The 13473-nt window shown below is 41.5% G+C and carries 13 protein-coding genes; 9 read left to right on the top strand and 4 right to left on the bottom strand.

Going from position 1 to position 13473, the window contains the following annotated elements:
* Positions 1-7: 7 nt before the first annotated feature.
* Together araD1 and abaQ are read right to left on the bottom strand one after the other, a co-directional pair.
* Positions 8-1006, bottom strand: a complete 999-nt coding sequence (araD1, locus tag SOI76_RS08165; protein ID WP_104078761.1) for an AraD1 family protein — start codon at positions 1004-1006, stop codon at positions 8-10.
* A gap of 10 nt (positions 1007-1016) precedes the next feature.
* Entirely contained in the window at positions 1017-2321 is a 1305-nt protein-coding gene (gene abaQ / locus SOI76_RS08160) for a multidrug efflux MFS transporter AbaQ (protein ID WP_032003735.1), read from the bottom strand.
* A 169-nt stretch (positions 2322-2490) separates the two neighbouring features.
* On the opposite strand from abaQ, the gene SOI76_RS08155 reads away from it, so the two are divergent.
* Together SOI76_RS08155 and pdhR are read left to right on the top strand one after the other, a co-directional pair.
* On the top strand, positions 2491-4224 hold the full coding sequence (locus tag SOI76_RS08155; RefSeq protein WP_104078762.1) for an IlvD/Edd family dehydratase: 1734 nt from the start codon (positions 2491-2493) through the stop codon (positions 4222-4224).
* 83 nt (positions 4225-4307) lie between these two features.
* Positions 4308-5024, top strand: coding sequence for a FadR/GntR family transcriptional regulator (gene pdhR, locus SOI76_RS08150; protein WP_002113901.1), 717 nt, complete (start codon positions 4308-4310; stop codon positions 5022-5024).
* Between the two features lie 68 nt (positions 5025-5092).
* Here the strand turns inward: pdhR and SOI76_RS08145 are convergent, their stop codons facing one another.
* On the bottom strand, positions 5093-5887 hold the full coding sequence (locus SOI76_RS08145) for a TorF family putative porin (protein ID WP_205668348.1): 795 nt from the start codon (positions 5885-5887) through the stop codon (positions 5093-5095).
* An 81-nt stretch (positions 5888-5968) separates the two neighbouring features.
* A complete protein-coding gene (gene catM, locus SOI76_RS08140) occupies positions 5969-6883 on the bottom strand; it encodes a LysR family transcriptional regulator (protein WP_104078763.1) in 915 nt (304 codons plus the stop codon).
* Between the two features lie 100 nt (positions 6884-6983).
* Here catM and catB point away from each other — a divergent pair, with 100 nt between their 5' ends.
* From catB to pcaD, 7 genes are all read left to right on the top strand, one after another.
* Positions 6984-8090 carry a muconate/chloromuconate family cycloisomerase gene (gene catB / locus SOI76_RS08135; RefSeq protein WP_104078764.1) on the top strand — a complete coding sequence of 369 codons (1107 nt, stop codon included), beginning with the start codon at positions 6984-6986 and terminating at the stop codon, positions 8088-8090.
* A 23-nt stretch (positions 8091-8113) separates the two neighbouring features.
* Positions 8114-8404, top strand: coding sequence for a muconolactone Delta-isomerase (catC, locus tag SOI76_RS08130; protein ID WP_000897235.1), 291 nt, complete (start codon positions 8114-8116; stop codon positions 8402-8404).
* A 160-nt stretch (positions 8405-8564) separates the two neighbouring features.
* On the top strand, positions 8565-9485 hold the full coding sequence (gene catA, locus SOI76_RS08125; RefSeq protein WP_075383079.1) for a catechol 1,2-dioxygenase: 921 nt from the start codon (positions 8565-8567) through the stop codon (positions 9483-9485).
* A gap of 135 nt (positions 9486-9620) precedes the next feature.
* Positions 9621-10292: a 3-oxoacid CoA-transferase subunit A gene (catI, locus tag SOI76_RS08120; RefSeq protein WP_017386040.1), complete on the top strand. Its 672-nt coding sequence runs from the start codon at positions 9621-9623 to the stop codon at positions 10290-10292.
* Positions 10293-10310: 18 nt separating this feature from the next.
* Positions 10311-10964 (top strand): 3-oxoacid CoA-transferase subunit B, encoded by a 654-nt coding sequence (catJ, locus tag SOI76_RS08115; RefSeq protein WP_000121798.1) that lies wholly within the window; start codon positions 10311-10313, stop codon positions 10962-10964.
* 419 nt (positions 10965-11383) lie between these two features.
* Complete coding sequence (gene pcaF, locus SOI76_RS08110) at positions 11384-12598, top strand: 3-oxoadipyl-CoA thiolase (protein WP_104078765.1); 1215 nt, start codon at positions 11384-11386, stop codon at positions 12596-12598.
* A 10-nt stretch (positions 12599-12608) separates the two neighbouring features.
* Positions 12609-13388: a 3-oxoadipate enol-lactonase gene (pcaD, locus tag SOI76_RS08105; RefSeq protein WP_104078766.1), complete on the top strand. Its 780-nt coding sequence runs from the start codon at positions 12609-12611 to the stop codon at positions 13386-13388.
* The last annotated feature ends 85 nt before the right edge of the window (positions 13389-13473 follow it).

The following is a 13473-nucleotide window of genomic DNA, read 5'->3' as shown; positions in this document are numbered from 1 at the left end:
AAATTCCTTAAAGTGTTATAACTGAACCGATCGGTAACTCTGCTTGTGTATGAGCAAGTTTGTTTTTAAGGGGAAGACCGAATTCTTTCATTTCGATTTCAAACTCATCATTAACTTGCGCTTGAATACCATCGGCAAAAGATAAAGTGGCTGTACCGAAGTAGTGAATATGAACATCCCCTGCTTTTAAGAATTGTTGATACTTAAAGTGGTGATACTCCAGATTTGCCAAGCTATGGCACATATTGTCCTCACCCGACAAAAACTCTTTTTCCCAAATGATTTGTCCATCACGGCGTAAACGGCTGGTTCCGACTAAATGTTTTGGTAATTCGCCTGTCCGTAAAGCTGGACCAAAACTACAAAAACGTAATTTTGAATGCGCCAGATATAAATAATTACGACGTTCCATCACATGGTCAGAATATTCATTGCCCAGCGCAAACCCAATTCGGTAAGGCTTTAAGTCTTCTCCAATCACATATAGGCCTGCGATTTCAGGTTCTTCGCCGCCATCTTCGGCAAATGGAGGTAAAGGCAACTCTGCTCCCGGCCTTACCACAATTGAACCGTCGCCTTTATAAAACCATTCCGGTTGCGCCCCGATCTGACCTTGTGCTGGACGCCCCTTTTGTAGTCCCCATTGAAATATCCGCATGGTGTCGGTCACTGAGCTATCATCGCTTAAATTTTGCTGATGCATTTTGTCGCGTGCTGATGCAGAACCTAAATGAGTTAAACCTGTACCCGAAACTAAACAATGCGTTGGATCTGGATGGTCTAAAGGCGGCAGTACCTTTAAGTCAGCTAATAAAGATGAATAATCATAGGTTTCTGATTCAAACCCTAATGTCTCAACTTGTTGCTCTAACGAAACTTTATTGCGGATTGCCAAAAGTGCTAAATCACGAACCGATTGAATATTTTTAACCGGATATGCCATGTTGCCTTCTACTTTGGCAACAGCACGTTGATTTACACGATTTTCAAATTGAATAATTTGCATGTTTTATTCCTTACAAAGGCTTTTGAATATTCACTGTTTGTGTTTTTTGACGTTCGAGCTTGGCATAGACGATGTAAGTCAAAATCAGGCCAAAAAGCATAACGATAGATAAGAAATACAAACCAGCAGCCATATTTCCTGTGTATTCTTTTAAAAGTCCGATGCCAAATGGCCCGACATAGCCACCTAAATTTCCGACAGAATTAATTAAGGCAATGCCAGCCGCTGCACTTGCGCCTGTTAAGAAACGGCCCGGTAATGTCCAAAACACAGCAGTTGATGAAAATAGACAGAACGCAACCACGGCCAAAGCAGCCAACTGCATAACTGGAGAATTTAGCCAACCACTTAAAAACATTGCACAAGCGCCTAGGGCGTAGAGAAAACTTAAGTGTCCGTAACGATCGTTCAGGCGGTCAGTACTACGCGGAATAATGAGGAGTCCAATAATTCCAAAAACGTAGGGAATGCTAGATAAGAACCCAATTTGAAGATCAGTACCGCCTCCAAATTGCTTGATAATAGAAGGCAACCAGAGATTTAAACCGTAAATACTTAAAGTCACTGGTAGGTAATACAATGCCAATAAAAGTACGCGTTTGTCTTTTAAAGCATGTAGTGGATTGGCATGTCGGGTTTGGTCATATTCGGCTTCATCTTTAACAAGTTCATTTTTAAGCCATTGTTTTTGTTCAATGCTTAACCATTTCACTTTATCAATGTTATCAGGTAACCAGAGAAATGTCGGTAAAGCCAATAAAACCGCAGGTAAGCCGACTGCAATGAATAACCATTGCCAACCATGTAAGTTTGCAATGCCATCCATTCCAAGTAATAGACCAGCTAAAGGCCCTGCAATCATCATGGCAATGGGTTGTGAAAGCACAAACATTCCCATGATTTTTCCGCGATGTCGCACCGGATACCACTGTGTAATTAGGTATAAAACACCAGGAAAAAAACCCGCCTCTGCTACACCTAGTAAAAACCTTAAGAGATAAAAACTTTTAGGGCCTTGAATAAGCGCCATGGCCATGGTGATGAGGCCCCATGTTAATAAAATGCGGGTAAACCATTTACGAGCACCAAATTTGTCTAAAAGCAAATTACTTGGAACTTCAAAAAGAAAATATCCAATAAAAAATAAGCCAGCTCCTAGACCATAGGCAGCATCACCAATTCCTACATCGGCACCCATATGCAAATGAGCGAACCCGACAGCGGCCCGATCAATATATGCCACCAGATATAGTATGACTAATGCAGGTATCAGCTTAAACGTGACCGTCCGTATTACATCCTTTTCGAAATCCATGTTCGACTCCATTTCCTATTATTTACTTATAGAGCATCTTGCTCGTAAATTATCCTTTCAATTTAAAATATAGTAATACTATTTAAATTTCAAACCTTTTAAAAATAAAATTTATGGTGTATTTTTAATTTAATTAATTCTAATAGTAATACTATATAGGGAAATTTGTATGAATAACAAACAAGTTCTTCGTTCGGCTGCCTGGTTTGGTACAACGGATAAAAATGGCTTTATGTATCGCAGCTGGATGAAGAACCAAGGAATTCCAGATCATGAGTTTCAAGGCAAACCGATTATTGGAATTTGTAATACGTGGTCTGAACTCACCCCATGTAATGCGCATTTTCGAAAAATTGCAGAACATGTAAAAAAAGGGATTTTAGAAGCGGGCGGCTACCCTGTTGAGTTTCCAGTGTTCTCAAATGGTGAGTCGAATTTGCGTCCTACCGCCATGTTTACCCGTAACTTAGCCAGTATGGATGTCGAAGAAGCGATTCGAGGTAACCCTATTGACGGTGTGGTGTTACTGACAGGTTGTGACAAAACCACCCCTGCACTATTAATGGGTGCTGCAAGCTGTGATATTCCTGCCATTGTAGTGACTGGTGGACCTATGCTTAACGGTAAGCACAAAGGTAAAGACATTGGTGCAGGTACAATCGTTTGGCAAATGCATGAAGAACTCAAAGCAGGCAAAATTGATTTAAATGAATTTCTGTCTGCCGAATCTGGTATGTCACGCTCAGCTGGTACATGTAATACCATGGGCACGGCTTCTACAATGGCGTGTATGGCTGAAGCCCTAGGCACTTCTTTACCACACAATGCAGCCATTCCAGCGGTAGATTCGCGCCGTTATGTGTTGGCTCATCTTTCTGGCATGCGTATTGTTGACATGGTTCATGAAGATTTACGCCTTTCTAAAATCTTAACCAAAGAAGCTTTCGAAAATGCGATTAAAGTCAATGCAGCTATTGGCGGTTCAACCAATGCCGTGATTCATTTAAAAGCAATTGCTGGACGCATTGGGGTTGATTTACAACTTGATGACTGGAACCGTGTTGGCCGCGGCATGCCAACCATTGTTGACTTACAACCTTCAGGCCGTTTTTTAATGGAAGAGTTCTATTATAGCGGCGGCTTGCCAGCCGTGATTCGTCGCATGGGTGAAGCCAATCTTTTGCCACATCCACAGGCTTTAACCGTAAACGGTCAAACCATTTGGGAAAACTGCCATCAATCACCTATTTATAACGATGAAGTGATTCGGAAAATAGATAACCCAATTCGACAAGATGGCGGTATGTGTATTTTACGCGGTAATTTAGCGCCTAAAGGTGCGGTGCTTAAACCATCTGCCGCAACACCGGAACTGATGAAACACCGCGGTCGTGCAATCGTATTTGAAAACTTCGATGATTATAAAGCCCGCATTAATGACCCAGATCTTGATGTCGATGAAACTTGTATTCTTGTGATGAAAAATGCTGGTCCTAAAGGCTACCCGGGCATGGCAGAAGTGGGTAACATGGGATTGCCTCCAAAGGTTTTAGCTAAAGGCATTACAGACATGGTCCGTATTTCAGACGCACGTATGAGTGGAACAGCGTATGGCACGGTCGTTTTACATGTTGCCCCAGAAGCCATGGCAGGCGGGCCTTTAGCCGTAGTTCAAAATGGTGACTTTATTGAACTCGATGCCTATGCAGGAAAACTTCACCTAGAAGTGAGTGATGAAGAACTTAAACAACGTCTTGAGAATTTAGCGCCTCCAGCACCGCCAAGTTTTATTGGCGGCTACCGCAAACTCTATGTAGAACATGTTCTACAAGCAGACGAAGGTTGTGATTTTGATTTCTTGGTCGGTTGCCGAGGCTCAGAAGTTCCACGCCATTCCCATTAATATTTATTCTTGAAAAAGATGATCTTGTTAAAACACAAGGTCATCTATACCATAGGATATTCAACATGTCGTAATAGTGAAATATGAGTAAAGCTGACTATAAAAATCCTATTCCAAGCAAAAGCCAACATGCATTAATTGTTCAACAATTGGGATTAAAAATTGTTTCTGGTGAAATCTCAGAAAATGAAAAACTCCCGAGTGAAGTTGATTTATGTGAGGAATATAAAGTCAGCCGTCCTGTCTTTCGCGAAGCAATCCGTGTTTTAAACGCTAAAGGTTTAACTTACTCAAGACCCAAAATTGGGACGGTGGTGAGGCCTAAAGAAGAGTGGCATTTACTCGATCCGGATGTATTATTTTGGTTGATTCAAACGACGCCTGAACATGAGTTTTTTAAAACCCTTTCTACTGTACGACGCGTTTTGGAACCAGAACTGGCTTATATTGCGGCAAGTACGGCAAACGAAGAAGATATTGAACGCATTAAACATGCCTATGATGGGATGGAAAAAGCGACAACAGTTGAAGAGTTTATAGAACCCGATATCCAGTTTCACTTAGCAATTGCTAAAGCAACGCATAATGACTTATTGGCTTATATGTCAAAAATGCTGGTTTTACCTTTACAACAATCCATTCAAGTCACCAGTCTACGCCCAAATTTACAAGGCCATTCGTTACCTAGACATAAAGCGATTTTAACTGCAATTGAAAATAAAGATCCGCTTTCTGCTCGGCATGCTTCACTTGTTCAGCTGGACGACACCAAAATGGCTTACGATTTAATTAAAAAATAATTTTTATATATTTTCTATTTAAAGCCTGATTATTCAAAATAAAGTCATCAGGCTTTTTTATTTATAAATTAGAATACTTTTTTAACTGAGACAGTAAATGTCGAATCAATCGGGTTTGAAATTGGTGCATCGGGTTCACCATTAGTATATTTCTTATAAAACCCATCTTTATCCCAGGCTTTAGTATAGGCTAAGCCAGTAGTCCAGCCATCCCCTAAATCTTTAATCAGCTCGACTTTCATATCCTGAAAATTAGCTTCCGAAAAATTTTTAATTTTTTCATAACCATAGTGAGCACTAAAAGTCCAAGACTCATTGATAGGCTGAGTAAAAGTTAAGTCTAAATAAGTTGTTCCTCGTGAACGTTTACCTGCTGGGCCACCCATCGTATCGGAGTTATAGCCTGCATAATCTGGGGTATAGGTAATATAATATTTAAGAGTCAAAGGTCCATAACCAATTTGAGGCACAATTTCTCCATAGTTATAGCTTGTATTCCCCGTTTCAGGCGTGCTTTCAGCTCCCGGATAGTAGTAATAAAAAACCGTCATTCCGGCCGAAAACTTATCGAAAGTTTTGATATAACCTGCATAAACATCCCACTCAACTGAAGCATCTCGCAAATAGTTAGAACTTACATTCGAGGCCCAAGTTCCCACAAATAATCCATTCGGATTTGCATAATCTAGACCAATTTGTAATGCAGGCTTGCCCCAAGTTTGTTGAAAACCACGTGAAATGTATTGGCTAGCAAAAGTAATATTCGCACTATACGGAGAAATTTTTTCTTGTTCATTTAATTGTTCAGCATGTACAACACCAGTAGACATAATAAGTGAAGCTATCCCTAAAATTTTTCTCATTCAATAATTCCTTTTACATATTACCTATAGGTTTAAAGTTTTAAAATAACATGATAATTCAATTTAAAACGTATTAAAAAGTTATAAATTTAGATTTCTAGATACTTCTTCTTGACTATAGATCTCTTCAATACAATCTAAGATTTTAGGAATGTATGAACTTTGGTCCATGTTACGCATCGATAGAGAAATGGGACTATAGGCTTCTAAATCCAAGATATTTAAATAAGTTAAATTCTTCATTCCAATGTCACAGGCACTTTCGGGAATAATACATATACCCTCACCCGATGCCACTAAACCGAGTGCCATGTGAATTTCGCGGACTTCAGTCAGTTTGGCAGGAACAAGACCTAATTTGGTAAATAAAGCTTGAATAGTAGTCGAAAAGTTCGGTTTAGGTGTGGTTGGATAAGAAAAAATTGTCTCATTGATAATTTGAGATAAATAAATTCCTGATTCTTGGAACTCACTTAAAGGATGTTTTTTATGAATCGCGAGTTTTAATTTTTCTTTTCGAAGTAGAAGTCGCTTAATGGCTGGGTCACTAATTGGTAAGCGGCCAAAACCTAAATCAATTTTTCCTAACTTTAAAGCTTCGACCTGATCTCGTGTGCCACATTCAATAAGCTCGACATAAATGTCAGGATTTTTTTGTCTAAATAGATAAATGACCTGCGGTAATCGTCCATAAAGAAGCGAACTCACATAGCCAACTTTAACAACATTCTCGACCAGCTTCATTTTTTTAGCCATCGAAGCTGCTTGAGCCGTATGCGTTAAAATCTGAACAGCATGTTGGTAAAAAAACAGCCCTGCCTCTGTCACCTTTAATGGACGCGAGCCTTTCACAAACAAATCAATGCCTAACTCTTCCTCTAGCTTTTTGATTTGACGCGTGAGTGGTGGCTGAGCAATAAAAAGCTTTTCTGCGGCTTTAGTCAGACTTTGTTCTTCAACAACGGTAACAAAATAACGTAGATGTCTTAATTCCATTAATATACCTTTTTAGTATCTTAAAATACCGTTCTATATCTATTTTAGGCTATTACATTCTTCTATGGTATGTAAACAAGTTTGAAATAGTTGAAACTTCATGTATAGAACCATAGAAACCATACTTGTGGATATTCCAACTATCCGTCCTCACCAGTTGTCTGTGACTACCATGCGTACTCAGACTTTGGTGCTCGTTAAAATTACGACCACGGATGGTATTGTAGGTTGGGGTGAAGCGACCACCATTGGTGGACTGAACTATGGTGAAGAAAGTCCTGAAAGTGTCAAAGCCAATATTGATACTTACTTTGCACCATTACTCGCATCAGTTAAAGATTTAAACGTTGCTCAAACACTAAAACTGATTCGAAAAAATATTAATGGTAACCGTTTCGCGAAATGTGCCATTCAGACTGCTCTACTTGATATTCAGGCAAAACGTTTAGGCGTGCCGTTAAGTGAAGTTTTAGGCGGCCGTCTGCGTGATAGTTTACCTGTACTTTGGACGCTCGCGTCTGGTGACACAGAAAAAGATATTGCTGAAGCTCGAAAAATGATTGAGTTAAAACGCCATAACACGTTCAAACTCAAAATTGGTTCACGCCCTTTGCAACACGATGTTGATCATGTGATTGCAATTAAAAAAGCACTCGGTGCAGATATTAGTGTACGTGTTGACGTAAATCGTGCATGGTCAGAGCTGGAATGTATTCAAGGTATTCAACAGCTACAAGATGGCGGGATTGATTTAATTGAACAGCCTTGTGCTATTCAGAACACTGAAGCTCTTGCGCGCCTAACACAGCGTTTTGATGTCGCAATTATGGCAGATGAAGCTTTAACTGGTCCCGACAGCGCATACCGTATTGCAAAAAGTCATGGTGCAGATGTATTTGCCGTAAAAATTGAACAGTCTGGTGGTCTGATCGAAGCATGTGAAGTAGCCAAAATTGCAGGCTTAGCTGGAATTGATCTTTATGGCGGCACTATGCTTGAAGGCCCTGTAGGTAGCATGGCTTCTGCTCATGCGTTTGCAACCTTTGAAACATTAGCGTTTGGTACTGAATTATTTGGTCCGTTATTGCTTACCGAAGAAATTTTAAAAGAGCCACTACGTTACGAAAACTTTGAATTGCACTTGCCAACGGCTCCGGGCTTAGGCATTGAAATTGATGAAGATAAAGTTGAAAAGTTACGTCGTTAAGGCAACAGGATAAGGAGTTTCCCATGTTATTTCATGTACGTATGGATGTGCATATTCCACTTGATATGCCAGCCGACAAAGCGAATGAAATTAAGGCTGTTGAAAAAGCCTATTCGCAAGACTTACAGCGACAAGGTAAATGGCGCCACATCTGGCGTATTACAGGCCAATACTCAAACATTAGTATTTTTGATGTCGAGAGCAATGAAGAATTGCACAATATTTTACAAGGTTTACCTCTCTATCCATACATGGACATTGAAGTGATGGCACTTAACCGTCATCCATCTTCTGTTCGTGATGATGATTCGTAAATAGAAAGAATTTTTTAAATGCGATCTCTGAAGTCCATTTAAAAACCAAGCAGATTATTCAGAAGGTAACAAGGAACGTGGCAGCAACCATTCGCTAGCAAAATAAAATGCCCGCAACGCTGCCACCCAAAACCGTATTGCATACTTAAGGAGCTTTAGTATGAACCGTCAACAAATTGATGCGCTTGTAAAACAAATGAATGTCGACACTGCAAAAGGCGAAGTTGATGCACGTGTTCAACAAATTGTGGTGCGCCTTCTTGGGGATTTATTTCAAGCCATCGAAGACTTAGACATCCAACCTTCAGAAGTATGGAAAGGTTTGGAATATTTTACGGATGCAGGTCAAGCAAATGAACTTGGTCTTTTGGCAGCAGGCTTAGGTCTTGAACATTACCTTGACTTACGTGCAGATGAAGCAGATGCCAAAGCTGGTGTTACGGGTGGCACACCGCGTACCATCGAAGGCCCACTTTATGTAGCGGGTGCACCTGAATCTGTTGGTTTTGCGCGTATGGATGATGGTACTGAAACAGGCAAAATCGATACCTTAATTATTGAAGGAAAAGTAACTGATACTGATGGCAATATCATTGAAAATGCCAAAGTTGAAGTATGGCATGCTAACAGTTTAGGTAACTATTCATTCTTTGATAAGTCTCAATCTGACTTCAACTTACGTCGTACTATCTTGACTGATGCTGATGGTAAGTATGTTGCATTAACAACTATGCCTGTAGGTTATGGTTGCCCGCCAGAAGGTACAACTCAGGCCCTTCTTAACAAATTAGGCCGTCATGGTAACCGTCCATCTCACGTTCATTACTTCGTTTCTGCACCGGGTTACCGCAAGCTGACTACTCAATTCAACATTGAGGGTGATGAGTACTTATGGGACGACTTTGCTTTCGCAACTCGTGACGGCTTAGTTGCAACAGCAGTTGATGTAACTGACCCAGCTGAAATTCAACGCCGTGGTTTAGATCATGCTTTCAAACACATCACATTTAACATCGAACTTGTTAAAGATGCTGCTGCCGCTCCTTCAACTGAAGTTGAACGTCGTCGCGCTAGCGCTTAATTGAAAGTGTATGTGAGTTAAAAGTTCGCTTTTGACTCACAAAATTTATTCCATTTATTACTACCATTAAGAATTTAAATAAATTTTTAGCGGTAGTAATAACATCACGTTACCTCATGCTCTAAGGTTTCTCACATGATTGACAAAAGTAAGTCCTCACTAAGCGAGGTTCTATCGCAGATTAAAGATGGTGCGACCATTCTGATTGGTGGTTTTGGTACCGCAGGACAACCCGCTGAACTCATTGATGGTCTTATTGAACTCGGTGTTAAAGATTTAACCATTGTCAGCAACAATGCCGGTAATGGCGATTATGGTCTGGCGAAACTGCTTAAGGCTGGTTCAGTTAAAAAAGTGATTTGCTCTTTCCCACGTCAGTCAGATTCTTATGTATTTGATGAACTGTACCGTGCCGGAAAGGTCGAGCTTGAAGTGGTACCACAAGGTAATCTGGCGTGTCGTATTCAGGCAGCTGGTATGGGGCTAGGTGCTGTATTTACCCCAACAGGCTTTGGGACACTTTTAGCTGAAGGTAAAGAAACCCGTGAGATTGATGGTAAAGATTACGTACTTGAGTATCCGATCAAGGCGGACTTTGCCTTGATTAAAGCCTACAAGGGCGATCGCTGGGGCAATCTGGTTTACCGTAAATCTGCACGTAACTTTGGCCCAATTATGGCGATGGCTGCTGATGTCACTATTGCTCAGGTTTCTGAAGTGGTTGAGCTAGGTGGTTTAGACCCAGAGCACATCATCACCCCAGGTATTTTTGTACAGCACGTTGTACAAGTAGCGCCAGCACAGTAAGCAATAAGGAGAAATAACATGAGCTACCAGAAACTCAGCCGTGACCAGATTGCACAACGTGTGGCACAAGATATTCCAGATGGCGCCTATGTAAACCTAGGCATTGGCTTACCAACCAAGATCGCTAGTTACTTACCGAATGACAAAGATATTTTTCTTCATTCTGAAAATGGCCTATTGGCTTTTGGCCCACCGCCAGCTGCAGGTGAAGAAGATCCTGAACTGATTAATGCGGGTAAAGAGTTTGTGACCATGCTTGAAGGTGGTAGCTTTTTCCATCATGGCGACTCATTTGCCATGATGCGTGGCGGTCACCTTGATATTGCAGTACTCGGTGCATTTCAGGTGGCAGCGAATGGTGACTTGGCCAACTGGCATACAGGTGCACCCGATGCGATTCCTGCTGTGGGTGGTGCGATGGATTTAGCTGTGGGTGCCAAGAAAGTATTTATCACTACAGATCATGTGACCAAGCAAGGTGAGCCGAAGATTGTGGCTGAGCTAACTTATCCAGTTACGGGTAAAAAATGTGTTGACCGTATTTACACCGATCTTTGTGTGATTGACGTGACCAAAGATGGTTTGAAGGTGATTGAGAAAGTGGAAGGTCTTAGCTTTGATGAGTTACAGGCTTTAACGGGTGCAACTTTGATTGATGCGACTCAAGGGTAAGGTTTGCATAGCAAAAATCTATTACACAGTATTCACTATGGTGACAGGCGACATGGATGTCGCCCGTTGGACAGGGAGGCAAGGAAGCCTCCTCTGTTAAACAAAGGTTTTTTGTTACTTTTGACCTTTCAAAAGTAAGGTATCGCTTATGCAACAGACCTACGGATATCACAGTAAATTGCAGCCGTGATGTTATCCGTTGATATGAAAATTTATAAATCATCACAACGGGGTCTTATCTGTTTAAGCCAGATGCCACCAGCTAATTCGTGTCACTTTTTTAAAAAGTAACCAAAAACCTTTGTTACTCAGACACAACTTCCCTGTTGTGCTGAGCAACGAGGCAACATCCATGTCGCCACCGCGAAATACTTACGGAGAATGGCTAAAAAGGCCTGAAGTAAAGGACGAAAGTTAGAATGAAAAACGCTTATATCATTGATGCCATCCGTACTCCATTCGGCCGTTATGCCGGTGGCCTTGCACCTGTCCGTGCCGATGACCTTGGCGCTGTGCCAATTAAAGCACTCATGCAGCGTAACCCGAATGTAGATTGGGAACAGGTCGATGATGTGATTTATGGCTGTGCTAACCAAGCCGGTGAAGATAACCGTAATGTCGGTCGTATGTCAGCACTTCTTGCAGGTCTACCCTATCAGGTACCAGCAACCACCATTAACCGTTTGTGTGGTTCTTCACTCGATGCGATTGCTATTGCTACCCGTGCTATTAAAGCAGGTGAAGCGAATTTGGTGATTGCTGGTGGTGTGGAAAGCATGAGCCGTGCACCCTATGTGATGGGTAAGTCAGACAGTGCCTTTGGCCGTAGCCAGAAGATTGAAGATACCACCATGGGCTGGCGTTTCATTAACCCTAAACTTAAAGAATTGTATGGTGTAGACACCATGCCCCAGACTGCCGAAAACGTGGCTGAACAGTTTAACGTGAATCGTGCAGATCAGGACCAGTTTGCCTTGGTAAGCCAACAACGCACCGCAAGCGCGCAAGCCAAAGACTTTTTTTCTAAAGAAATCGTGGCAGTTGAAATCCCTCAGCGTAAGGGTGATGCTGTTGTGATTGATACCGATGAGCATCCACGTGCATCGACCACGCTTGAAGCTTTAAGCAAACTTAAACCTGTAGTTAAAGCAGAGGGTACGGTCACTGCGGGTAATGCTTCAGGCATTAACGATGGTGCAGCAGCTCTACTGATTGCATCTGATGAAGCAGTTCAAGCTTACAACTTAAAACCACGTGCCAAGATCATTGCCTCAACAGCGGTGGGTGTAGAACCACGCATTATGGGGTTTGCTCCGGCACCAGCCATTAAAAAATTACTGAAACAAGCCAACCTGACTTTAGAGCAGATGGATGTAATTGAGCTCAATGAAGCCTTTGCTGCACAGGCTTTGGCCGTGACCCGTGATTTAGGCTTGCCAGATGATAGCAATAAGGTAAATCCAAACGGTGGTGCGATTGCATTAGGTCATCCTTTAGGTGCATCAGGTGCACGCCTTGTGACCACAGCCTTAAACCAGCTTGAACAAACAGACGGTCGTTACGCTTTGTGTTCAATGTGTATTGGTGTAGGTCAAGGCATTGCTTTGATTATTGAACGTGTTGAAGCACTTTAAGGAGAAACAAATGCCATCTTTTCAATCTGCCGATGCACAAATTAACTATCAAACTTTTGGCGAACCGTCGTCCCCTGCTCTGGTGTTTTCCAACTCTTTGGGCACCAATTATGGTATGTGGCAAAAACAGTTTAATGAGTTAAAAGATCAATTTTTTGTGATCTGCTATGACACACGTGGTCACGGTTCATCCTCTACACCTGACGGTCCATACACTGTAGAACAATTAGGTGAAGATGTTGTCCGCTTACTGGATCATCTGAATATTAGCAAAGCTGCTTTTTGTGGTATTTCAATGGGTGGTTTAACCGGTCAATGGCTGGCAATTCACTACCCTGACCGTTTTAGTCATGTGGTTGTGGCAAATACTGCCGCTAAAATTGGACAAGAACAAGCATGGCTTGACCGTGCAAAATTAGTATGTGAGCAAGGTTTACAACCGATCGCAGCTACAGCAGCTTCGCGATGGTTTACAAATCCCTTTATCCAAAGTCATGCTTCAATTGTCAACAACCTGTGTAACGACTTAAGTGCTGGCAGCGCAATAGGTTATGCCAATTGTTGTGAGGCTTTGGCTAAAGCGGATGTCCGTGAGCAATTAAAAGACATCAAAATTCCAGTATTAGTGATTGCTGGAACCCAAGACCCTGTAACGACAGTTGCAGATGGCGAGTTTATGCAGCAACGTATTCCGCAATCAAAACTTGCAGAAATAGATGCCTCACATATTTCCAATGTGGAACAACCAGAAGCTTTTAATAAAATCCTCAAGGATTTTTTAGTGAACTAATTTCGCTATCAATAAACTTTATTCATCTCTAAAAAGGCCAATCATGGCCTTTTTTATTTACTCAAAATAGAAAATTAAATAACTT

This window comes from Acinetobacter pittii, from assembly GCF_034064985.1.
Taxonomy (GTDB): Bacteria; Pseudomonadota; Gammaproteobacteria; order Pseudomonadales; family Moraxellaceae; genus Acinetobacter; species Acinetobacter pittii_H.
Note: the sequence above shows the minus strand (reverse complement) of the source record. Positions and strands in the feature narration are given on the sequence as shown.